Source organism: Pseudomonas sp. LAIL14HWK12:I10 (genome assembly GCF_900184205.1).
Taxonomy (GTDB): domain Bacteria; phylum Pseudomonadota; class Gammaproteobacteria; order Pseudomonadales; family Pseudomonadaceae; genus Aquipseudomonas; species Aquipseudomonas kermanshahensis.
In genome coordinates, this window is the sequence record NZ_FXWU01000005.1 from 138,056 (window position 1) to 160,989 (window position 22,934).

General features: G+C 63.4%; 19 protein-coding genes, 2 pseudogenes and 1 riboswitch. Of the genes and pseudogenes, 8 read left to right on the forward strand and 13 right to left on the reverse strand.

Annotated features, from left to right (window positions below; all coding sequences use genetic code 11):
• Positions 1-15 precede the first annotated feature (15 nt).
• A complete protein-coding gene (locus QOS90_RS13180; protein WP_085272928.1) occupies positions 16-1,323 on the forward strand; it encodes an LLM class flavin-dependent oxidoreductase in 1,308 nt (435 codons plus the stop codon).
• On the opposite strand, the gene QOS90_RS13185 is transcribed toward QOS90_RS13180, so the two are convergent.
• Together QOS90_RS13185 and gspG are read right to left on the reverse strand one after the other, a co-directional pair.
• The gene (locus QOS90_RS13185; protein ID WP_027593407.1) at positions 1,317-2,507 is read right to left on the reverse strand and encodes a type II secretion system F family protein; all 1,191 of its coding nucleotides are present in this window, start codon (positions 2,505-2,507) and stop codon (positions 1,317-1,319) included. The genes QOS90_RS13180 and QOS90_RS13185 overlap by 7 nt on opposite strands.
• A gap of 11 nt (positions 2,508-2,518) precedes the next feature.
• Positions 2,519-2,944: a type II secretion system major pseudopilin GspG gene (gene gspG, locus QOS90_RS13190; protein ID WP_027593406.1), complete on the reverse strand. Its 426-nt coding sequence runs from the start codon at positions 2,942-2,944 to the stop codon at positions 2,519-2,521.
• 185 nt (positions 2,945-3,129) lie between these two features.
• Here gspG and QOS90_RS13195 point away from each other — a divergent pair, with 185 nt between their 5' ends.
• From QOS90_RS13195 to QOS90_RS13210, 4 genes are all read left to right on the forward strand, one after another.
• A complete protein-coding gene (locus QOS90_RS13195) occupies positions 3,130-3,723 on the forward strand; it encodes a transglycosylase SLT domain-containing protein (RefSeq protein ID WP_027593405.1) in 594 nt (197 codons plus the stop codon).
• A 119-nt stretch (positions 3,724-3,842) separates the two neighbouring features.
• The gene (locus QOS90_RS13200) at positions 3,843-5,303 is read left to right on the forward strand and encodes a sensor histidine kinase (protein ID WP_085272927.1); all 1,461 of its coding nucleotides are present in this window, start codon (positions 3,843-3,845) and stop codon (positions 5,301-5,303) included.
• A gap of 283 nt (positions 5,304-5,586) precedes the next feature.
• The gene (locus QOS90_RS13205) at positions 5,587-7,080 is read left to right on the forward strand and encodes a sensor histidine kinase (protein ID WP_027593403.1); all 1,494 of its coding nucleotides are present in this window, start codon (positions 5,587-5,589) and stop codon (positions 7,078-7,080) included.
• Complete coding sequence (locus tag QOS90_RS13210) at positions 7,049-8,476, forward strand: sigma-54-dependent transcriptional regulator (protein WP_027593402.1); 1,428 nt, start codon at positions 7,049-7,051, stop codon at positions 8,474-8,476. Before QOS90_RS13205 ends, QOS90_RS13210 begins: the two co-directional genes overlap by 32 nt.
• 138 nt (positions 8,477-8,614) lie before the next feature.
• On the opposite strand, the gene QOS90_RS13215 is transcribed toward QOS90_RS13210, so the two are convergent.
• From QOS90_RS13215 to QOS90_RS13225, 3 genes are all read right to left on the reverse strand, one after another.
• Complete coding sequence (locus QOS90_RS13215; protein WP_027593401.1) at positions 8,615-8,905, reverse strand: hypothetical protein; 291 nt, start codon at positions 8,903-8,905, stop codon at positions 8,615-8,617.
• A gap of 92 nt (positions 8,906-8,997) precedes the next feature.
• Complete coding sequence (locus QOS90_RS13220) at positions 8,998-10,350, reverse strand: GntP family permease (RefSeq protein ID WP_027593400.1); 1,353 nt, start codon at positions 10,348-10,350, stop codon at positions 8,998-9,000.
• Between the two features lie 112 nt (positions 10,351-10,462).
• Positions 10,463-11,002: a gluconokinase gene (locus QOS90_RS13225; RefSeq protein ID WP_027593399.1), complete on the reverse strand. Its 540-nt coding sequence runs from the start codon at positions 11,000-11,002 to the stop codon at positions 10,463-10,465.
• Positions 11,003-11,209: 207 nt separating this feature from the next.
• Here QOS90_RS13225 and gnuR point away from each other — a divergent pair, with 207 nt between their 5' ends.
• From gnuR to QOS90_RS27610, 3 genes and pseudogenes are all read left to right on the forward strand, one after another.
• Entirely contained in the window at positions 11,210-12,229 is a 1,020-nt protein-coding gene (gene gnuR / locus QOS90_RS13230; protein WP_027593398.1) for a transcriptional regulator GnuR, read from the forward strand.
• Positions 12,230-12,344: 115 nt separating this feature from the next.
• Positions 12,345-13,127: pseudogene (locus QOS90_RS27605) on the forward strand (PAS domain-containing protein); the annotation flags it as partial.
• A 111-nt stretch (positions 13,128-13,238) separates the two neighbouring features.
• A pseudogene (locus QOS90_RS27610) lies at positions 13,239-13,664 on the forward strand (methyl-accepting chemotaxis protein); the annotation flags it as partial.
• On the opposite strand, the gene QOS90_RS13240 reads toward QOS90_RS27610, so the two are convergent.
• The 8 genes from QOS90_RS13240 to QOS90_RS13275 all read right to left on the reverse strand — a co-directional run bounded on the left by QOS90_RS13240 (position 13,639) and on the right by QOS90_RS13275 (position 22,933).
• Positions 13,639-16,911: a transporter substrate-binding domain-containing protein gene (locus tag QOS90_RS13240; protein ID WP_085272926.1), complete on the reverse strand. Its 3,273-nt coding sequence runs from the start codon at positions 16,909-16,911 to the stop codon at positions 13,639-13,641. The pseudogene QOS90_RS27610 and the gene QOS90_RS13240 sit on opposite strands and share 26 nt — an antisense overlap.
• Before the next feature lie 11 nt (positions 16,912-16,922).
• On the reverse strand, positions 16,923-17,537 hold the full coding sequence (locus QOS90_RS13245) for a response regulator transcription factor (protein WP_027593395.1): 615 nt from the start codon (positions 17,535-17,537) through the stop codon (positions 16,923-16,925).
• A 221-nt stretch (positions 17,538-17,758) separates the two neighbouring features.
• Positions 17,759-18,001, reverse strand: a complete 243-nt coding sequence (locus tag QOS90_RS13250) for a DUF1272 domain-containing protein (RefSeq protein ID WP_027593394.1) — start codon at positions 17,999-18,001, stop codon at positions 17,759-17,761.
• Positions 18,002-18,066: 65 nt separating this feature from the next.
• Positions 18,067-18,819: a precorrin-4 C(11)-methyltransferase gene (gene cobM / locus QOS90_RS13255; RefSeq protein ID WP_027593393.1), complete on the reverse strand. Its 753-nt coding sequence runs from the start codon at positions 18,817-18,819 to the stop codon at positions 18,067-18,069.
• Positions 18,820-18,851: 32 nt separating this feature from the next.
• Positions 18,852-19,244: a cobalamin biosynthesis protein gene (locus QOS90_RS13260; protein WP_027593392.1), complete on the reverse strand. Its 393-nt coding sequence runs from the start codon at positions 19,242-19,244 to the stop codon at positions 18,852-18,854.
• Positions 19,245-19,261: 17 nt separating this feature from the next.
• Positions 19,262-19,954, reverse strand: a complete 693-nt coding sequence (locus QOS90_RS13265; protein WP_027593391.1) for a CbtA family protein — start codon at positions 19,952-19,954, stop codon at positions 19,262-19,264.
• Positions 19,955-19,963: 9 nt separating this feature from the next.
• On the reverse strand, positions 19,964-20,149 hold the full coding sequence (locus QOS90_RS13270) for a CbtB domain-containing protein (protein ID WP_027593390.1): 186 nt from the start codon (positions 20,147-20,149) through the stop codon (positions 19,964-19,966).
• 94 nt (positions 20,150-20,243) lie between these two features.
• A riboswitch (cobalamin riboswitch) is annotated at positions 20,244-20,465 on the reverse strand.
• A gap of 56 nt (positions 20,466-20,521) precedes the next feature.
• Positions 20,522-22,933 carry a TonB-dependent receptor plug domain-containing protein gene (locus tag QOS90_RS13275; RefSeq protein WP_027593389.1) on the reverse strand — a complete coding sequence of 804 codons (2,412 nt, stop codon included), beginning with the start codon at positions 22,931-22,933 and terminating at the stop codon, positions 20,522-20,524.
• Between the last annotated feature and the right edge of the window lies 1 nt (position 22,934).

Here is a 22,934-nt window from a genome sequence, read left to right on the forward strand (position 1 = left end):
TTCAGAGGACTCCCCATGACCACCCGCAAAATCAAACTCGGCGCCCTGACCATGGGCTGCGGCGGCCCTGGCCGCCATAACCTCTGGCTCGACCCCGAGCTGCCGGCCGATGCCAGTGTCAACATCGACTGGTACATCGACATCGCCCGCCAGGCCGAGGCTGCGCTATTCGACCTGATATTCATCGTCGACAGCCAATACATCACCCCCGGCTCACCCTCGCATTACCTCAACCGCCTGGAGCCGCTGACCCTGCTCTCGGCCCTGGCCGTCACCACCCGGCATATCGGGCTGGTCGGTACCCTGACCACCTCCTACAACGAGCCCTATAACGTTGCCCGTCGCCTTGCTTCGCTGGACCTGATCAGCAAAGGCCGCGCTGGCTGGAACGTGGTGACCAGCGGCGATGCCGGCACCGCGGGTAACTATGGCCGTGACGAGCATTACGACTACGACACCCGCTACGCCCGCGCCGAGGAACACGTGCAAGTGGTGCAGGGCTTGTGGCATTCCTATGAAAACGGTGCCTTCCCGCGTGATCGCGCCACGGGCCAGTTCCTCGACCCCTCGAAGCTGCATGCGCTCAACCACAAGGGCGAACACTTCTCGGTGGTGGGGCCCTTGAACATCCAGCGTTCGCCCCAGGGCCAACCGGTAATCTTCCAAGCTGGCGACTCGCAGCAGGGCCGCGACCTGGGCGCCGCCACCGCTGATGTGATCTTCACCCACGCGGCCAGCATCGAGCAGGGCCAGGCCTTCTATCGTGACGTCAAGGAACGTGCCGCGCGCCTGGGGCGAGACCCGGAGCAGTTGCTGGTACTGCCAGGTGCAGAAATCTATGTGGGCGACACCGATGCCCACGCCCGTGAGATCGAGCGCCACTACCACCAGCAGGACCACAGCTTCGAACTGGCACTCAAGGAGTTCGGGCGCAATTTCGGGTGGCACGATTTCACCCAGTACGACCTCGATGCGCCGTTCCCTCAGGAGAGCCTGGAGCATGCCCGCAGCAGCTTCTTCACCAATGCCAAGCGTATTGCCGACCAGGCGCGGGCGCAGGGCTTCAGCTTGCGCCAGGCGGTGGAGTTCGGCCGCCAGTTACGTCCGGGGGCATTCGTCGGCTCCGCCGAAACGGTGGCGGCAAAAATGACCGAGTGGTTCGAGGCGCGGGCGCTGGATGGCTTCAATATCTACATTGGCCATCCAGGCCAGTTCCGCCGTTTCACCGAAGAAGTGGTGCCATTGCTGCAGGCACGTGGCGTCTACCGCACCGCGTATGAAGGCACGACATTGCGCGAAAGCCTCGGCCTTAGCCTTCAGTGAATGCTCGAGGCCAATTCGAAGATCGGCATGTACATCAGGATCACGATAAAGCCGATCAACAGGCCAATGAACGTCATCAGCAGCGGCTCGAACAGCTTCACGAACCATTCCACCCAGCGGCCAATCTCCTGGTCGTGAAAGTCGGCGCAACGCTCAAGCATTTCGCCAAGGTTGCCCGACTGCTCACCGGCGCGCAGCAGCCGCAGCGACACAGGCGTCACCAGCTGCCCAACTTCCAGCGCATCGGACAGCGGCAACCCCTCGGCCACGCGCTGGCTGGCCTGTTCAAGACCCTGCGCGGCGGCGCTACCCAGCAGCCCGCGGGCCATGCCCATGGCCGTGAGGATAGGAATACCGCCTTGCAGGAGGATGCCCAGCGAGCGGTAGAAGCGCGCCAGTTCGTACATCATCAGCCGCTGGTGCAGCGCTGGCATGCGCCTGAGCTGGCGCGCTGCCCAGCGTCGTACCAGCGGGTGGCGGCGCAGCAGCACCAGGGCGGTGATGCTCGCCACGCTGCCCAGCGCCAGCGGCAGTTGCTGGGCATGCAAGAACAACCCAATCTGCATCAGCAGGCGTGACAGCCACGGCAGCTCGGTGCCCATGCCTTCGAACACCTGGCTGAAGCGCGGCACCACGTAGCCGAGCAAAAACAGCACCACGCCACCACCGACCAGCAACAACAGCAGTGGGTAAACCGACGCCCCCACCAGTTTCTGCCGCACCAGGTCCAGGCGTTGCCGGTAGGCGATATAGCGGCCGAGGGCGTCGCCGAGGGCGCCAGTGCGCTCGCTGGACTGCACCAGCGCCACGTACAGGGCCGGGAATATCCTGGGCTGGCGGCCCAGCGCCTGAGACAGCGAGTGCCCCTCGTACAGCTGGCGCACCAGTTCGCCGAGCACCTTGCGCGAGGCCGCAGCGGGGGCTTTTTCCGCCAGGCTTTCCAGGGCATCGATCAATGGCAAGCCAGCGTTGAGCAGGGTCGACAGCTCCTGGCTGAACAACACCAGGTCAAAGCTCGCTTCGCGGCGCCAGGCCATGCCGCGCAAGGCGCTGCCCTGGCCCTTCACGCTGACCACCCGCAAGCCTTGATCCTCGACCTGGCGGCGCGCCTGGTCGGCATCTTCGGCATCGATCTGCAATTGCACCACGCCCTGTCTGCCCAGGGCCTTGAGGCTGTAGCGCATGGCCGAGCTCCTTATTGCCAGCTGGTGATTTCGGCGTTCTCACCGTCGCCACCGGGCTGGCCGTCCTTGCCCATCGACAGCAGGTCGTACTCGCCGCCGTTCTCACCGGGTTGCCGGTAGATGTAGGCGCGGCCCCACGGGTCCTGCGGCACGGCCTTCTGCAGGTACGGGCCGGTCCAGCGGGCCTCGCCGCTTGGGGCGATGACCAGTGCCTGTAAGCCTTGTTCACTGTTGGGGTAATGCCCGACTTCCAGGCGATAGAGGTCCAGGGCTTTGCTCAAACCCTCGATCTGCGCCCGCGCCACCTTGACCTCCGAGCGGCCAAGCTGGCTGAAGTACTTGGGCGCGACGATGCCGGCCAGCAGGCCGAGCACAACCAGCACCACGAGGAGTTCGAGCAGGGTGAAGCCACGTTGGGGGTTGGATCTGCGCTGCATGGTGATGCCCTCCGCTGCGTAGGAACATGCTGTGGCAGGCACCATGCAACAGCCGTGCACGTCTGCCTCGGGGCCTTGCGCCATGCGGTGCAGGAAGCGGCACAGTGCTTGCGTCGTGGTCTGCAACCTCGGGTTTTCCGGGGCATTTCCCCCACATCGGGGGCCACGACGAAGAGGCGACCGACATGCGTGGACTTATCCTGGGTTTGATCTGGCTGGCGGCGGGTGCCGCCCAGGCCGATGTGTACATCTCCATCGATGCCAAGGGCGGCTACGTACTGACCAACGTCCATCGGCCCGGGCGCCAGTATCAGCGGGTGATCAGCGAACCGCTGGCCCAGGCGGGCGCTGCCGGTGCGCAAATGATCACCGGGCGGCCCTATGCCGAGCTGGTGGCCGCTGCAGCGTTGGCCCACAACGTGCCGCAAGCACTGCTGCATGCGCTGATCAAGGCTGAGTCGGGCTACAACCCCAAGGCCCGCTCGCCGGCGGGCGCGGTGGGGCTGATGCAGCTGATGCCCGATACCGCGCGTGAGATGGGCGTGGAGAACGCCCTGGATCCTGAGGACAATGTACAGGGTGGGGCACGCTACCTGAAACGCATGCTGACCCTGTTCGACAATGACATCACCCTGGCTGTGGCCGCCTATAACGCCGGCCCCGACGCGGTGCTGCGCCGTGGGGCAGTGCCACCGTACGCCGAAACCCGCCGCTACGTGCCCAACGTGCTGCGCGATTACCGCAAGCTGCAAGGGCTGGCGGACGACTCGCCGCTGTAGGAAAACCACGTGGCCGAGCAGCGCGGCGGCCACCCTTCGGCGGATGACATCAATTTAGAACCATGGTTCCCCCAACTCTGGGCTATAACCTTCAAAGGTGCCCAGCTGTGGAGTCCGCCATGGACATCGCCCCCCGTTCCGACGTCCTTGGAGTGCCTGCCGGTACCGAGGCGACAGCCCCACGCAAGCCGTTCAACCTGCTGCGCTGGTATGCCTGGGTCAGCCTGGCCATCATTCTCTCGGTGGCGGTCGGGTTGGGGCTGATTTCCAGCCGTTTCATCATCGATGAAAGCGTCGAGCGCGATGCGCTGTTGTCCGCTCAGTTCATCACCTCTATCGCTGATGCTGAAGTGCGCCATGTGTCGATCCCCAATGTGCGCACCATGGGCGAATTGCTGGACCCGCGCACCGATCGCACGGCGCTGCCGGATGTCGACCCCGATGCCCGGCGCAAGGCTAGGGGCGAGTTCCTCGACCACATCGCCCACCTGCCGGACATGCTGCTGGCCAATATCTATGCGCCGGACCGCACGGTGATCTGGTCGACCAACCCGGCGCTGATCGGCAAGTTGATCGAAGGCGACGACGACCTGGACCGCGCCTTCGAGTACAAGATGCGGGTCTCGGCCAGCTACCACGACTTTGAGCGGGCACGCGAAGAGCAAAAGTTCGTGACCCCGCCTGAGCAGCTGTTCATCGAAAACTACATTCCGTTGTTCGACGCCGATGGCGAGCACGTCACGGCCATGGTGGAGATCTACAAGGAACCGCATGACCTGATCGTGCGCATCGAACATGGCCTGATCCTCATCTGGCTGGCGATCACCGTCGGCGCCGGGCTGGTCTATATCGGCCTGTACGGCATCATGCGCCGGGCAGCCAAGCTGCTGGCGGTGCAACAGAAACGGCTGATCAACAATGAAACCTACGTGGCCCTGGGCGAGGTGTCTTCGGCGGTGGCACACAGCTTGCGCAACCCGCTGGCGAGCATCCGCTCCAGTGCCGAGCTTGCGCAGGCGTTCGACGAGGGCCCAGCGCAAAGGAACATCAACGACATCATCAGCCAAGTCGACCGCATGTCGCAGTGGATCCGCCAGCTGTTGCAGTCACTGCGCCCGCTCAATGACGAAGCGGTGGCGGTGGACCTGCCGCAGGCGCTGCAGGAAAGCCTGCAGACCTTTGCCGTGCCGCTGGCGCGCAGTGGCGTCACCCTCGACCTGCAACCGTTACCGGCGGTTCAGGTGTTGGGGCACCCGGCGTTACTGCGGCAGATTTTCAGCAGTTTGATTGCCAACGCATTGGAGTCGATGGAGCAGGGCGGGAAGTTGCGTGTCGAGGTGGTGCGCCACGACCGGCGCGGCTTGACGCTGCGCCTGTCCGATAGCGGCAAGGGCATGACCGAGCAACAGCAGCGCATGGCCTTCAGGCCGTTCTTCACCACCAAGCAGGGCGGGCTGGGCGTTGGCCTGGTTTTGGTCAAACGCATCATGGAGCGCTTTGGTGGTGCGGTGAGGTTGAGTAGCAGCCTAGGGCATGGCACCCGGGTTTCGCTGAATTTCAGGTTGGCCAAGTCTTCTTAGTGGGCTTTAGGTTCATATCGTAACTACATGATTTATAACAAATAGTTTTTTTGGGTAATTGTTACCCAAAAGTGGGGACTGAAGCTTGACCGGATTTTAATAAGTTCTTTCAAGTGACTGAAAAATATGAATATGTCTTTTCGTTCGTCGACTGGCTGATTTTTTGCAACGTGAGCATGGCAACAACGGGTCGCCTTGGCGACCTGGGTGAAGTGCCATTAAATTGCTACTAATCGTGGCAAGGGTGCGCTTCAGAACGGACGCCCAGCGCGGGAACCCCTCAATGCAGATGCTGGAAAACGAAGTGCCCGACAAAGCGTCTGCGGCCACCAGTGGTTTTGCGGCGCCGTTGCGCGAGTTCAACCTGTTGCGTTGGTTTTCGATCATCAGCCTGTTGATCATCGCCTCGGTGGCCGGTGGCTTGGGCTATGTGTCGACGCGCTTCGTGGTGCGCGACAGCGTGGAGCGCGATGCCATGCTCACCGCCCAATTCATCCAGGCCATGGCCCAGGCCGAGGTCCGCCATTCGCAACTGCCGCCGGGCACCACCATGGGCGAACTGCTCGATCCGCGCCTGGACCTGCAGCACCTGCAGTTCACCCCGGCGTTGGCCGAATCGACCCGTGTCGAATTCCTCGACCACGTCGAACACCTGCCCGATACCCTGTTGGCCAACGTCTACGCCCGCGACCGGACCATTGTCTGGTCCACCAACCCTCAGTTGATTGGCGAGCGGATCGAGGAGGATGGCGACCTGGAGCGCGCGTTCCGTTCGCGCAAAGCGGTGTCTGCCAGCTACCACCAGGCCGAGGACGACCGTGAAGAACAGAAGTTTCTGCGCGAACCCAAGTACCTGTTCATCGAGAACTACATCCCGCTGTTCGATAGCCAAGGCGAGCAGGTGCTGTCGATGGTGGAAATCTACAAGGAGCCGCAGGACCTGATCCGGCGTATCCAGCGCGGTTATGTACTGATCTGGGCCTCGACCCTGGTGGGTGGCGCGCTGATTTACTTTGGCCTGTTCTGGATCGTGCGCCGGGCGGCGCTGATGCTCAACCAGCAACAAGACCGCCTGGTAGCCAGTGAAACCTACGTGGCACTGGGCGAAATGTCCTCTGCGGTGGCCCACAGCCTGCGCAACCCGTTGGCCAACATCCGCTCCAGCGCCGAACTGGCCCAGGAGATCGCCAACCCCACCGCACAAAAGAACATCACCGACATCATCAGCCAGGTCGACCGCATGTCACGTTGGGTGCGCGACTTGCTGGTGTCGTTGCGCCCGACCAGTGACGAGCCCGAGGCCGTGGACCTGGTCGCGTCCATCGAGGACACCCACCTGGCCTTCGCCCAGCAGATGGCGCGCAACGGCGTGCAGTTCTGCTACGAGGGCCCCGACGTGCAGTGTGTGGCCAGCCAACCGCTGCAGCTGACGCAAATCCTCAACAGCTTGTTTTCCAATGCCCTTGAAGCCATGCCGGCAGGTGGTGTACTGCGCGCCCAGGTGAACGTGCAGGACGGCCAACGCGCCGTGCTGCTGCTCAGCGATACCGGCAAGGGCATGAGCCAACAGCAGGAACGGATGGTGTTCAAGCCGTTCTTCACCACCAAGCAGGGCGGCCTCGGTGTAGGCCTGGCCCTGGTGCAACGCATCATGGAGCGTTTTGGCGGCTCGGTCAGCCTGAGCAGCCGCGAAGAGGAAGGAACCCGCGTAAGCCTTACTTTCAATATCGCAGCGGGAGGGGACCATGGAACACAGCATCCTGGTAGTCGAGGATGATGAAATCCTTGCTGACAACATTCGCACCTACCTGAGCCTCAAGGGTTACGAGGTGACGGTCTGCCACAGCGCGGAGCTTGCGCTGGAGCAGATCAAGCAGGCCCAGCCCGATGCGGTGCTGACCGACAACTCGTTGCCAGGCATGAGTGGGCATGACCTGTTGCGCGTGCTGGTGGCGCAGGCGCCCGCGCTCAAGGTCATCATGATGACCGGCTACGGCAATGTCGAAGACGCGGTGCAGGCCATGAAGGAGGGCGCCTTTCATTATCTGACCAAGCCGGTGGTGCTGGCCGAGCTTAAACTGACCCTGGACAAGGCCCTGGCGGCTGAAAGGATGGAGCGCACCTTGTCGTTCTACCAGGAGCGCGAGGCGCAGAAGTCCGGGCTGCAGGCACTGATTGGCGAGTCGCCGGTGATGCACAGCCTCAAGCACACCCTGCGCCAGGTGTTGGACGCCGAGCGGCGCATGGCCAGCGACGACCTGCCGCCGGTGTTGGTAGAGGGTGAGACCGGTACTGGTAAGGAACTGGTGGCCCGGGCCCTGCATTTTGATGGCTCGCGCAGCAAGGGCCCATTCATCGAATTCAACTGCGCATCGATCCCGGCCAACTTGCTGGAGGCGGAGTTGTTTGGCCATGAAAAAGGCGCGTTCACCGATGCCAAGGAGCGCCGCGTAGGCCTGGTCGAGGCCGCTGATGGCGGCACGCTGTTCCTCGATGAAATCGGCGAGATGGACCTTGTGCTGCAGGCCAAGCTGCTCAAACTGCTGGAGGATCGCAGCATCCGCCGCATTGGCGCGGTCAAGGAGCGCAAGGTCGACTTGCGGGTGATCAGCGCTACCAACTGCAACCTCGAACAGATGGTGCAGCAAGGCAAGTTCCGCCGCGACCTGTTCTTCCGGCTACGCATCATCGCCTTGAAGGTACCGCGGCTGTATGCCCGGGGGCAGGATATCCTGCTGTTGGCCAGGCATTTTTTAGCGCACCACGGGCGGCGCTATGGCAAGCCGAACCTGCGTTTTTCCGCCGAGGCAGAGGCCCTGATGCTGAGCTACAGCTGGCCTGGCAACGTGCGCGAACTGCGCAACATGCTGGAGCAGACGGTGTTGCTGGCACCCAATGAGGTGGTGCAATCGCATCAGTTGAACCTGTGCATGACGCTGATCGACGAGCCGTTGATACAGCAGCAGGCGCCTGCAGTATTTGAGATGCCACGGCATGAGCCAGAGCCGGGTACCAGCCTGCCGGACATGGAGCGGGATTTGGTGTGCAAGACGTTGGACCGCACTGACTGGAATGTGACCAAGTCGGCGCGGATGCTGGGGTTGTCGCGGGATATGCTGCGTTACCGGATCGAAAAGCTGGGGTTGACCAGGCCAGACAAGCGGCAGTGGTGAGCATTGCCCCCTTTTCTTAGGCCAAGCGCGCGCTCTGGGTAGGAGCAGCCTTGTGCTGCGAAGAGGCCGGCAACTACACAGTGAATCTTCGCTGCTGGCGCCGGCCTCTTCGCAGCACAAGGCTGCTCCTACAGGGGCTCAAGGGTTGCCCGTGCTCGTGCCTTGGCGCCCAGTACCTTCCGAGCCACTGCCATCCATCCCTGGCAAATCCCGTCCATCATCCTGGGTGGCTGGCGGGCTTTCGGGGTCATTGCCCTCGATCCGCGGGTCGGTGTCGCGTGGCATCGGCTTTTCAATCGGGTTGAGCGTGCTGTCTACACCCGGTGTCGGCGCTGGGTTGTGCGGGTCGTCGGGGTAGGTGGGCCCAGTGCCGACCGCTAGGGCCAGCGGTGAAACCAGTACGGCTGCAAGCAGGAAGGGGCGGATCATGGGGCAGGCTCCTTTGCATCGGGATGGGGGCAAGGCTTCTATTTCGATTGGGCCATCAAGCCCGCACCTGGTGCCCCCACCCCGATCAACGGTCACACCACCATCGACAGCAACATGATGAAGATGATGCCGACCACCGAAAGGATGGTCTCCATCATGCTCCAGGTCTTGAAGGTCTCGGCCACGGTCATGTTGAAGTACTGTTTCACCAGCCAGAACCCGGCATCGTTGACGTGTGACAGGATCAGCGAGCCGGCGCCAGTGGCCAGCACCAGCAGCTCACGGTTGACCCCAGGCACCAGGTCGATCACCGGTGCCACGATGCCCGCGCCCGTGATGGTCGCGACCGTCGCCGAACCCGTGGCGATGCGGATCACCGCCGCCACCAGCCAGGCCAGCATGATCGGCGAGATTTCGGCCTGCACGGCCATTTGCCCGATCACGTTGCCGACACCGGTATCCACCAGCATCTGCTTGAAGCCGCCGCCGGCACCGACGATCAGCACGATGGCGGCGGTGGGCGCCAGGCTCTGGTCGAGCATCTTCATGATCTGCTGGCGGTTGAAGCCACGCGCCGCGCCGAAGGTGTAGAAGGCCAGCAGCAACGCAGCGAGCAGGGCGGTGATGGGGTGGCCGATCAGGTCCATCCATTGGCGCACGATGTGCTCGGCCGGCAGGACCACGTCGGCGAAGGTCTTGAGCAGCATCAACGCCACTGGCAGCAGTACCGTGACCAACGTGATGGTGAAGCTCGGCAGGTTGCCCTGGTCGGACTCCTTGGCGATCTGGTCCATCAGCTCCTGGGACGGGTTGCCCGGGATATAGCGTGAAATGAAGTTACCGAACAGCGGGCCAGCAATGATCGCGGTGGGCAGCGCGACGATCAGGCCGTAGAAAATGGTCTTGCCGATGTCGGCATGGAAGATGCCAATCGCCAGCAACGGCCCCGGGTGCGGCGGCACCAGGCCGTGAACCACGGACAGGCCGGCCAGCAGCGGTATGCCGATTTTTACCAGCGAAACGCCGGAGCGCCGGGCGACGATGAACACCAACGGGATCAGCAACACGAAGCCGATCTCGAAGAACAGCGGAATACCAACCAGGAAGGCGGCGAACATCATGGCCCAGTGCACGTTCTTCTTGCCGAAGGCGCGGATCAGGGTCTGGGCGATCTGGTCGGCGCCGCCGGAGTCGGCCATCAGCTTGCCGAGCATGGTGCCCAGCGCGAGGACGATACCGACGAAGCCCAGTACGCCGCCGAAACCGTCCTGGAACGATTTCATCACCTTGGCCACCGGCATGCCGGAGGTGAGGCCGAGGAAGCCGGCCGCGAGGGTGAGGGCGACGAAGGGGTGCACTTTGAAATGGGTGATCAGCAGGATCAGCCCGACGATGGTGACCAGCGCGTCGAGCAGCAGGAAGGTATCAGTAGCCAGTCCGAACATGGTTTTAATGCCTCGGTCTTATCGTTGTTTTGGGCGTAACGTTATGGAACTTTCAGGCGCTTTCATTGGTCGAGACAGCGCTGTCTTGGGTGAGCCGGATAAACCGCCAGGTTCAGGCGGTTTGCGCCAGGTCCCGCTCACCGCAAGGCTTTAGCCAGGTGTCTACCGTATTAGCCAAGGCATCGATGGCCTGGGTGGCGTCCAGTGACAAGGTCCGTGGCTCGCCACGCGGCGATTCGAGGGCCGCAAACTGGCTGTCGATGAGGCTCGCCGGCATGAAATGCCCAGGGCGCGCCAAGACCCGCTTTTCGGCTTCGGCAGGGGTCAGCTCGAGGAACACGAACGCGAGGCCCGGCATGGACGCGCGCAACGTTTCGCGGTAACGGCGCTTGAGTGCCGAGCAGGTCAGGATCGGGCGTTCACCCGACTGCACTGTGGCTTGCAGCTCCTGACCCAGGCGCACCAGCCAGCCGGCTCGGTCGTTATCGTCCAGGGGGATGCCAGCGCTCATCTTGCGGATGTTTTCGGCAGGGTGGAATGCGTCGCCTTCGATCAGGCGGCCGCCGCTTCTGGCGGCAATGGCAGCGCCGACGCAGCTTTTGCCGCAGCCAGCCACGCCCATCACCACAATGGCGGACAGGGGAGAATTCATCAGTACCTCCTGCGGGGTGAGATAGCGCTGTCTCGTCGCTGACGAACAGCCACCTCCCCGGTGTTATTGGTCTTGTCCTTACGCAGTATGGACGCTTGGCACAGTGCACGTGGAACCGCTACCAAAGATTACATTGCCTGCGTCCTGAGACAGCGCTACCTTAGTGGCCGTTCCCCTCCCTTGGCAAGTAGTAAAATTACAACATCCATGTCCCGCACAGGCTCTCGCACCACCGGTCGTCCTACCCTGGCAGAAGTCGCCAGGCTTTCCGGGGTTTCCCCGATTACCGCATCCCGCGCCTTGCGCGGCGTCAGCACGGTTGCCCCGGCGCTGGTGGAAAAGGTTGCCGCTGCTGCGGCCAGCCTGGGCTATGTCGCCAACCCGGCAGCCCGCGCACTGGCTTCGGCACGCAGCCAGTCGGTGGTGGTGCTGATCCCGTCGTTGTCCAACCAATTGTTCATCGACACCCTCGAAGCCATTCACGAGGTGATGCGCCCGCGAGGGCTTGAGGTGTTGATCGGTAACTATCACTACGACATTGCCGAAGAAGAAAACCTGATCCGCAACTACTTGGCCTACCAGCCTTGCGGCATGCTGCTGACCGGTTTCGAGCGCAGTGACGCCGCGCGGCAGATGCTGGCGGCCAGTGGCGTGCCCTGCGTGCATATGATGGAGCTGGGCGGCGAGGCGGGAGCGTTGTCGGTGGGCTTCTCGCAGCAACAGGCCGGGCGCGCTGCGGCCAGGCACTTGATCGAGCGTGGGCGGCGCCGGCTGGCGTTCATTGCCGCGCAACTCGACCCACGGGTGATGCAGCGTGCCGAAGGCTTCCGCCAGGCCCTCGCCGAGGCAGGCCTGCAGTCGACGGAGCTGGAAATACTTGCACCGGAGCCTTCCTCGATCGCGCTGGGCAGTGCGTTGTTCAGCCAGCTGATGCAACAGGCGCCGGATGTCGACGGTATCTTCTTCTGCAACGACGACCTGGCCCAGGGTGCGGTCCTGCAGGCACTGCGCCAGGGCGTGGAAGTACCTCGCGAGGTGGCGATGGTCGGCTTCAACGACTTGCCCGCTTCAGCCCACATGGTCCCGCGGCTGACCTCGATTCGCACCCCAAGGGCTGCCGTTGGTCGGGGCGCCGCGCAGGCCCTGCTGGCGTTGCTTGACGGCAAACGGGTGGCCACTGAGCAGCAAGACCTTGGTTTCGAGTTGATGGTGCGCGAAAGCTCGTGATCCGCCCGCTGGGGTGTTGACCAAGGTGTTAATTACTAAGTGATATCAATGTGCTTGCACGGCGCAGTTGCCCATCTATGCTCAGGACACCCCGCGCATAAAGGAGCCCGGCGTCATGTTCGATTTCCATCGCAAGTCCGACTTGGTCGAGATTCAGCGTAGTCACCAGGCACTGGCCAGCGCGCAAGCGAAACTGGCGGCAATCAGCCGTTCCATGGCGATGATCGAGTTCGCGCCCGACGGCACCATTCTCGACGCCAACGAGCGTTTCTGCCAGGCCATGGGTTACAGCGTCGAAGAGCTACGCGGCAAGCACCATCGGTTGTTTTGCGACCCGGCCTACGTCAAGACGGCCGAGTATCAGCAGCTTTGGCATGAATTGGGGCAGGGCAAGGCCATCAGCGGGACCTTCGAGCGCGTCGACAAGGCAGGGCGGGAGGTTTGGCTCGAAGCCAGCTACATGCCGGTGCTGGATGAGCAGCGCCAGGTCACCAGCGTGATCAAGGTGGCGTCGGACATCAGCCAGCGCGTTATGCAAGAGCACGAGAGCGAGAGCCTGCTCAAGGCCATCGGCCGCTCCATGGCGGTGATCGAGTTCACCCCTGCCGGGCGGGTGATCAAGGCCAACCAGAACTTTCTCACCACCATGGGCTACCGCCTGGAAGAGGTGGTCGGGCGCCACCACGGGCTGTTCTGCCTGCCCCAGGAGCGGGAGTCGTCGGCGTACCGTGAGTTCTGGGCCTCGCTCAACCGCGGGGAATACCATTCGCACCGCTTCGAGCGCATCAACAAGCAAGGCCAGACGGTCTTTCTCGAAGCCTCCTACAACCCGATCTTCGACAGCAAGGGCCGGCTGTACAAGGTGGTGAAGTTCGCCAGCGACATCACCAGCCAGGTCTGCACTCAGCAAAGTGCCGCCGATGCCGCCCACGCCAGCTCCATGCAAACCGATGCCTGCGCCCGCAAGGGCACCGAGGTGGTACAGCAGGCGGTGCAGGTAATCGAACAGATTTCCCAGGAACTCAATGACGCCGCACGCAGTATCGATGCAGTCAGCAAGCAGTCGGACGTGATCGGGCAGATCGTGTTGACCATTCGCGGCATCGCCGACCAGACCAACCTGCTGGCATTGAATGCGGCCATCGAGGCGGCGCGCGCTGGCGAACATGGGCGCGGTTTTGCCGTGGTCGCCGATGAAGTGCGCAACCTGGCGGCGCGTACCAGCAAAGCCACCTTGGAGATCGTCGATGTGGTGCGGCAAAACCATGACCTGTCGCTGTTGGCGGTGGCGAGCATGCAGTCGAGCCTGACGCGTACCGGCCATGGCGTGGCCCTGGCCAACGAGGCCGGCACGGTGATCATGGAAATCCAGCAAGGGTCACGCCACGTGGTCGATGCGATCAGCCAGATCAACTCGACGTTGCAATTGCACTGAGGGCGGCACTGAGTTCGTGCAACAGGGCCTGCATGCTGGCTTGCAGTTGCTGGCGCAGTTCAGCCGTTGGCAGCCCTTGGGCCTGCGCCTGTTCGATGGCTTCGCAGTGCTTGACCAGCGTGCGCATCTTGAGCATTTTTGCCCCACCCTTGATGCGGTGGGCCAAGGCGCGCACGGCGTCGCTATCCGCCTCTGGCCCGAGTGCACACAGAGCGGCCAAGTCTTCACTGGCGCTTTGTGACAGCTGCTCGAGCAGGTGCCGGGTGAGCTGTTCGTCGTCCTGAGTCAGGTGGCGCAACTCGCTCAGGTTGAAACCGCTGCCTTGGGCCTGCACAGGCGGTGTGTGCGTGCTGGCCTGGGGCAGGTGGTTTTTCAGGGTTTGCAGGCCAATCGGCTTGAACAGGCATTCGTCCATGCCACTGGCCAGGCAGCGGGCACGTTCCTCGGCCTGCGCGTTGGCGGTGACGCCGAGGATCTTACAGGCCATCAACTCGCCCTCGTGTTCCAGCTTGCGTATGCGGCGGGTCAGTTCGTGGCCGTCCATGATCGGCATGCTGCAGTCGGTAATCACCAAGTCGAAGCGCGCAGCCTGCCACCGGGCCAGCGCGATTTCGCCGTTTTCAGCCAGGGTAACGCGATGCCCTAATGTGTGCAGTTGCCGCTCCAGTAACAGCAGGTTGGCGGGGTAGTCGTCGACCACCAGAATGTTCAGTGGCCCGCTGCTGGCTTCCAGCACTGGGGCGCGTTGTTCGGCAGGCGTGGGGGCTTGGCTGGCGGGCAACTGCAGGCAGACTTGCACCTTGCTGCCCACGCCTTCGACGCTGTGCAGGCTCAGCGTGCCGCCCATCAATTCGGCCAGGGTGCGGCTGATCACCAGACCCAGCCCGGCGCCCTGGCGTGCCCGCGGGCCATCCGCCTGGGCGAAGGCATTGAACAGCCGGGCCTGGTCTTTCGGGCTGATCCCAATGCCGGTGTCGCGTACGCAGAGTTCGACCTGCAGGTCGCTATTTGCGTCGGCGGGCGACAGAATAAGGCTGACGTGCACTTCGCCGCGCTCGGTGAACTTGATGGCGTTGCTGATCAGGTTGGACAGTACCTGCTTGAGCCGCAAAGGGTCTGCCATGACCCAGCCAGGTGAGTTAGGCAGCGCGCTGTGCAGGTGCAGGCCTTTGATCCGCGCATTGCCTTCGAATACCCGCAGCGTGTTGCGCACCAGTTCGACCAGGTTGGTCGGCACCGGTTGCAGGGTCATGTGCCCGGACTCGATGCGCGAGATGTCGAGGATGTCGCCGATCAACTCCAGCAGGCCAATGGCCGAGTCGTGGGCTGTCTGCAGGGTCTGGGTATCACAGCGGCCGGCGCGGCTGTCTTCCAGGGCCAGCTCGAGCAGGCCGATCACGGCATTCATCGGTGTGCGGATTTCATGGCTCATGGTGGCCAGGAAGGTGCTTTTGGTCTGGCTGGCCTGTTCGGCATCGTCCTTGGCCTGGCGCAGTTGTTCGAGCAGGCCGCGGCTCAAGGCTAGCTGGGCTTGCAGGGCGTGCTGGGCGTCGGTGCGTTGGTGGATCAATTTGCGCAGGTAGGTATTCCAGAACACCACCCCGGCCAACAGCAGGGCGGACAGCACCAGCACTTGCAGCGCCAGCGTGCGGTAGTCGCGCCATGGGCTGTCACTGACCAGCGTGCTGGTGCGCCAGCGGTTGATCAGTTGGTCCAGTTCTTCGGGGGGGATGCTCAGCAGCGCCTTGTCGAGTATGGCCTGCAACTGAGGTTGGTCCGGGGCCACGGCAAATGCCGCGATGGCTGGGCTGTCGTCCAGCACGCTGGCAATGCGCAATTGGTCCTTGAACACATGGTTGATGTAGTAGGTGGCGTTGATGTAGTTGCTCAGGGCCACGTCGGCGGCGCCACTGGCCACCGCCTCCATCAGGCCGAGGGGGTTGTCCACTTCGACCACCTTGGCGCGTGGGAAGCGGCGCTGCAGTTCTGCGCGCTGTGGCGAGCCACGTACCAGGGCGACACGCTGGCCATCGAGGGCTTTGGCCTGCGCTGAGGAGGTGGCGTCGTTGCGGGTCACCAATACCCTGGGGCTGACCAGGTACGGGCGGGTGAAGCGCAGCTGTTTGGCACGCTCGGTGCCGTAGCCCAGCGCACCGATCATCTGCGCGTCGCCGCGCGCCAGGCGCTCGATCATCGCCTGCGCCGACTGGCTCTCGATCGGTTTGAAGTGCAGGCCCGTGCGCAGGGAAATCTGCTTGAGCAGCTCCAAGGTGATGCCGTTGGTACGGTGCTGCGCATCGTTGAACGTCAGCGGTGCCAGTGAGGTGTTGACCAGTACCTTGACGGTCGGGTTGTGGGCGATCCAAACGGCCTCTTCGGCGGTAAAGGCGGTCAGGTGGCGCTCCAGCAGCAGGCTGGTGTTACCGCTGGTCCAGCGGCGGAGGATGGTCAGGCGCTCGCTCTCGGTTATTCTGGCCAAGGCCTTGTTGACCAACCCGCGCAAACGGGGGTTGTCGTCAGCCATGGCAAACGCAAAGGCACCCGGGGCCACCTGGCAGAAATGGTCGATCTTCAAGGTGCCCTGGTAACTCTTGCCAATAAAGAAGTCGGTGCTGATGGCATCGCCCAGGTAGGCGTCGGCCTCACCCAGATCGACCGCGGCAAGGCCAGCCAGGGTCGAGCGGTACAGGCTCAATTGCGCTTTGGGGTACAGCGAGCGCACGGCGCTGGCGGGCAGGTAGTGGTCGACCATGGCCAGGCGCAGGCCGTCCAGGTCGAGGGCGTTTTTCAGGGTGCGGCCTTCGCGGGTGACGATGACCGGCAGGTCGTCGGCGTAGGGCGAACTGAGGCCCAAATGGGCATCCGCCGCCTCGAAGGCGTTGGAGCTGCCGAGCAGGTCGATGCGGCCCTCGCGCAGCGCGGCGATGGCTGCGTGGCGGTTGTCGAAGCGTCGTACTACGATCGGGATCCCCAACTGCTCGGCGATGATGCCTGCATAGTCGGCGCTCAGGCCTTCGTAATCACGTTCGCTGATGTTGATTTCGAACGGCGGGTAGTCAGGCCGGGAGCTGCCCAGTACCAGCTGGCCGCGCTGCTGCAGCCAGTGGCGGTCCTGGTCGCTCAGTTGCAGGGGCGGCGCGGCGCTGATCGAGCGCGCTAGCAGTTGCCGTGGTTCGCTGTCGGCGAACAACCCAGGGGAACTGGCCATGCCAATGGCCAACAGGATGCTCGCCAGCAGGCGCGTCATGGCGGCTGGGCTCAGTAAACGCTGTTGCGTTTGGCCAGATCGACCATTTCTACCAACGATTCTGTCTTGAGCTTTTCCATGATGCGGCCCCGGTAGGTGCTGATGGTTTTGGCACTGAGGTTCATGCAGGTGCCTATATTCTTGTTGTTTTCACCGCGCGCCAGGCGCCGCAACACTTCCATTTCGCGGTTGGACAAGCTGGCCAGGCGTGTCGGTTCACTCTCCAGCGAATTGCTGTTGACCGACATCTGCGGGAAGGTCGAATAACCTTTTACCAAGGCCTTGAGCGCGAACAGCAGGGCCTCGTGGTCTTCGTCCTTGGTGACGAAGGCCCCGATGCCGGCATCCAGGCAACGCCTCACGTACAGGTCGGTGGCCTGCCCGGTCAGCACCATGATTTTGGGCACTGGCTCCAGGCACTGAAGCCGTTTGATGACCTCCATGCCGTCCAGACCGGGCAAACCGATGTCCAGCAGCACCACGTCCGGCCGCAATTCGCGTGCTGCCTGAGCCACTTCGCTGCCATTGGCAACTTCACCCACGACGTGAAAGCGCTCCCGCTCGAGCAGCAGGCGCAGGGAGAGCCGGACAATAGGGTGGTCGTCGACGATCAGGACGGTAGTCATGAAGAAAACTCCTGTAGGGCTGTGGTCCGCTTCCTGGAACACTCAGGAATACGTCTGCAAGGGGGTTTATCGGAAGCGCTGCAAGATACGGCCATTCCCTACGTTTGGTAATGCCGAGTATAGAGTTGTTGAATAACCCTGTAGGTGTTGTTGAAAATTCCTACAAAAACAGGGATAGGCACCGCCCGCGTGGCGTGGCGATGCCTAATTGCACAAGGCCGTTAGGCGCAAGCGGTGTGAGGTTTGCGCACGCGCTGGGTCGAGGCGGGGTTGTTGGCCAGTGCTTGGCCGACCCGTGGCGGGCGTGCCAGCAACTGGCCGGAGCAGTTGGGGCAGCGGCCGTGCAGGCGGGTGTCGGCGCAGGCACGGCAGAAGGTGCATTCGAAGGAGCAGATCAAGGCGTCTGGGCTATCACCCGGCAGGTCAGCGTCGCAGCACTCGCAATTGGGTCGTAATTCCAGCATTGGCGTAGCTCCAGGTGGCAGGGGGAACCTTGAGTCTGCTACGCCTGCGCTAACGCTGGCAATGCTCAGTCGCCAGGGCGATAGAGGTGCGCGTGCCCGGCACGGTACAAGGCCGACTCGGCGAAAGGCGTGTCACCCAGCACATGGCCGACAAGAATCAGCGCCGTGCGGCGAAAATCCTTAAGCGCCACGCGCTCGACGATGTCGTCAAGGGTGCCCAGCACCCAGTCCTGGTCCGGCCAGGTGGCGCGATGGACCACGGCAACTGGGCATTGCGGGCCGTAGTGCGGCAACAGTTCGCTGACAATACGCGGCAAGTTTTTTACGCCCAGGTGGATGGCCAAGGTGCTGCCATGGCGCGCCAGGTCGGCCAGTTGCTCGCCGGGCGGCATCGGCGAAGTGTCGCCAAAGCGCGTGAGAATCACCGTTTGCGACACCTGTGGCAGGGTCAGCTCGCAGCCCAGTAGGGCCGCACTGGCGGCAGTGGCGGTGACGCCTGGGATGATCTGGTAGTCGATGCCCAGCTCACGCAGGTGGCGGATCTGCTCGCCAATTGCGCCATACAGGCTCGGGTCACCGCTGTGCACGCGGGCCACGTCCTGGCCGTGCGCGTGTGCCGTGCGCATGGCACTGATGATCTGTTCCAAGTGCAGCTCGGCGCTGTTGATCACGGTCACGGCCTGGTGGCCTTCGAGCACAGCCGCGGGTACCAGCGAGCCGGCATAGATGATCACTGGGCACTGGCGGATCAGGCGCTGGCCCTTGACCGTGATCAGTTCCGGGTCGCCGGGGCCGGCGCCAATGAAGTAGACCGTCATGGAAAGTCCTTGCAATGAAAGGGATGCTGCGATTATCGCCCGCAGGCCAGGGCGAGAGTAGCCGGCCCGAGCACTTGGCGTGTGACCCGCAGCCGGGCCGTGCCGAGGTGCTGGCTGGCCATGGCCAGCGCCGCGCTTTCTGCGACGCCCCAACAACCGCTGTGCGCATGGGCGATGGCCGAGCGATAGCTGAGGAGGGGTTCGTAGGGCTGAAGTTGCCCAGCATCGTACAGCAGCAAGGGCAGGCCAAGGCGTTTGGCCAGTTGCTGCAGGCCAGGTTCGTCGGCCTTGAGGGCGATGCTGGCGATACCGCGCAGTCCTGACAGCGCCAAGCCATGGTCAGCCAAGGCTTGGCGCAGCAGGTTTTCGAGGGTGTCCGCCGGGCAACCCCGGCGGCAGCCAAAGCCGGCGTACAGCGCCGGCAGGGTAGCGTCTAAAACCATCAGGCCTGGCTGGAGCGGCGGTACAGCCACGCGCTGAGCAGGCCCAGGGCCAGCCAAAAGGCGGCGTTGGTCAGCCAGCTGGCGACCTTGAACTGGGCTTCCAGGGCTTCAGGCGCGAGGCTTTGATGCACCTCAGGTTGCGGTGCACCGATGACATGCGGCAGTACCAGCAGCACGGCGCCTAGCGCTTTAACCAGCCAGTGGCGGGCAAATACCAACAGGGCCAGGCCCAGTGCGGTAGCGCTTGCGGTGCCGATCCACCAGGCCTGGCGTTGCCCCAGGTCAGCGGCAGCGGTGCCCGGCAGCTCTGGCGGCAGGCCCAGGGTAGGGGCCAGGCAGAACACGGCGAACCCCGCCAGGCCCCACAGGGCGCCGGTGCCCGCGCGCTTCGGTTCACGCAGGCTGTACAGGGCGACCAGTATCAGCGCGAAGCCTACCGCCACCACCAGGTTGCCCCCGGTGGTGGACAGCACGCGTTGCCAGCCGTCTTCAGGCGACCAGGCTTCTGCGCTGTGTTCATGGGCCGCGGCCCCTTCGGCGCCGTGTTCGTGATGCTCGGCAACAGGGGCTGCGGATTCGTAGGTTTCCGCTTCAAGGATCAACGGGGCAACCCAAAAGCTTTGCAGCAGGGTCAGCAGCAAGGCCGCAAGCAGCCCGCTGAAGCCCGCGGTACGGGCAATGCGCATGATCATGGGGCGTACTCAGTGGCAGGGGAAGGCGGCGCTGTGGCGGGTGTCGTGCGCCGCGTTGTGCACGGCTTCGATGTGCGAGAAGCCGGCAAAGTACACCAGGCACAGGCCCAGCAGGCTGGCGCCGACGGCGATGACGACACGCTGACTGAGGGTGACGGGGGTGGCAATGCTGTGTTTGGCGCTGGTGACGGGCATGACGCGTTCCTCTGCTTTTTGTGGGCAACGGGCAAGCGCGGCAGCCCCGAACGTGATCCGCCCAGGGGAATGCGACAGCGCCCGCCCACCGCGGGGTGTTCATGAACGTCAGGCCGGTCTCCGGGCTCACGAGGAGGAGCAGGGCTCCTGAAAAGCGCCCCTTCCCATGCCCGATGACGCGGCACAGTGGTCTAGACGCTTCGCTCGCTTACCGTTGCGGGGGCAGCACCGGCTTGGTCGGGCCCTGGTCGAGGGCTTGCGACGCACCGGTTTCCCGTTTCACCCCCTGAGGGGCACCTGAACGCGAGGCATTAGGAGACCACGAGGCAGGTTTTCCGTCAATTGCACAGCGGTGTGCGCGTGAAAAGTATTTCAGAAGTTGTAGGTGACGCGCCCGAAGTAGTAACCGCCGGTGAAGCCGTACGGCGAATAAGCCCCGTAGCCCTTGACCATGGTCTTGCTGCTGGGGGCTTGGCGTTCGGGATATACGTCGAACAGGTTGCGCGCGCCGATGGCCAATTCAAGGTCTTTGGTCAATTGGTAGCCCAGGTCAAGGTCGGTGATCCAGCGAGCCTTGTATTCTCGGTCCAGCGAGCGATCGTTGGCGGCATTCACCTCACGCCACGAGCCGTAACGAGTCAGCCCCAGGTTGACGCGATAGCGGTCCCAGCGCCAGTTGGCACCGAGTATCAGCTTGGTGTGCGGCTGAACGTCGGTGAGGAAGTTGCGCGCCTCCCGGTTCATCAGTTCATAGGGCGTGCCCAGGATGTTCACGCTCTGCTTGTAGTCGAGGATCTCAGTGTCGTTCCAGTTGAACGCGGCCGTCCACTTCAGCGAGCCGGCGCCACCCAGGTCCTGGTCGTAACTGCCCACCACATCCAGCCCCTTGGTACGGGTGTCGGCGCCGTTGGTGAAGTAGCGGCCGCCAGAGGTCGAGTCGATGCCGCTGGCTAGCAGGGTATCCGTCACCTCTGGGCCGAGCAGGGTGCCGGTCAGGGTGATTCGGTCGCGCACGTTGATCAGGTAGGCATCGGCGGTGAACGCCAGCCGCTCGCTGGGCTGCCAGGTCAGGCCGAGGCTGTAGTTGGTCGATTTTTCCGGTTTGAGCGCTTCGGCCCCCAGCGCCTGAGCCGCTGCGCTGTCCACGGGTAGCACGCCGTAGTTGATCGACTGATACACCCCGTTCACCACACCGTAGGTAGTCGAGCGGGCACTGAACAGGCTGTTGGCCAAGGAAGGCGCACGGAAACCGTTGCTGACCGTGGCCCGCAGGGCCAGTTCGGGGGTGAATTCGTAGCGCGTGGTCAGCTTGCCACTGCGGGTGGCGCCGATGCCGCGGTCGTAGTGTTCGTAGCGCACGGCGGCGCCCCAGTACCACTGCGGCAGTGGGTGGAAGCCAACGTCCAGGTAGCCTGCATAGCTGTTGCGGCTGGCGCTGGTGGCCTCGGCTGGGGAGATACCATTGGTGACCTGCGCACCGGAGGCCGCGCAGTTGCCGGGGCTGGCGCAATAACCGCCATCGGCCCAACTGGCCCAGTCGCCAGCCTTGACCTGGTAGCTGTCGCGGCGCTGCTCCAGCCCCCAGGACACGTCCAGGGGCTTGCCGAGACCGATGTCGAAGGTGCGGTGCAAGTCGAGGTTGCTGGTCAGTTGCGAGGCGATCCACGTACCCGATTCGAAATGGTTCGGCGTGGCTTCGCCCAAGGACGGGTTCTGATTGTTCCAGGTGCCTTGTTCGGCCTCGTTTCGGCCATAGGTGCTGGACAAGTCCCAGTCCCACGCGCCGACCAGGCCCTTGGCGCCGAGGGCGGCCTGGTAGTCGTGTTCTTCGATGTACCAGGTGGGCGTATAGCCGGCCGGGTAGCCATTAGGGCCGGTGGTAATGGTGTTGACGATGGTCGGCAGGCGGAAGTTCTGGCCTTGCTCGGCCTTACGGTAGGACCAGGTGCTGAACGAGTACAGGCTGAGTTCGTCGTTGACCGGCAGTTCTGCGTTATAGCCCAAGGTCAGCAGGTTGATCTTGGGGGTACCGTAGCCGCCGTAGGTGACCTTGCCAGCACGGTCGAACGCTTCGGCCTGGCTGTAGCCATTGGCGCTGGCCTTGTTGTCGTCGTTCTGGCTGCGCGCATCCAGGGCAAGTTGCAAGATGCCGTCGCGGCCGAGTTCGAAGCCTTTGTTCAGGCTTTGTTGAACGGTTTGCTTCTTACCGTCGTAGCCTTGCCCTGCGGTGGTCACCGCTGTACCGCTGGCATCGGCTTTGAGGATCACGTTGATCACTCCGGCAATGGCGTCCGAGCCATACTGGGCGGCGGCTCCGTCACGCAGCACTTCAACGTGGTCGATTGCACTGATCGGAATCAGATCGAGGTCGCTGGGTGCGGCGCCGGCATTGATGCCGCTGATATTCAAGGTGGCACTGGTGTGGCGGCGCTTGCCGTTGACCAACACCAGCACCTGGGCCGCGTTGAGCCCACGCAAGCTCGGTGCGCGGGCCATGCCGCTGGCGTCCCAGCCGGTCTTTTCCGGCAGGGTCAGCGACGGCACGCTGGCACTCAGGGCTTCCATCAGGCCGGGCTTGCCGGTCTCTTGCAATTGTTTGGCGCTGATCACATCGATGGGCACGGGGCTGGAGGTGATGGTGCGTTTTTCCGCACCGCGGTTGCCGGTGACGATCACCGTGCCCAATGCTGAGGCGGCGGGTTCGCTGGCGAGGGCGGTGGCGCTGTTGAGCCCTGCGAGCAGGGCAACGGGGAGCAGCGAGGCGGTGGTCAAAGGTTGCTTCATG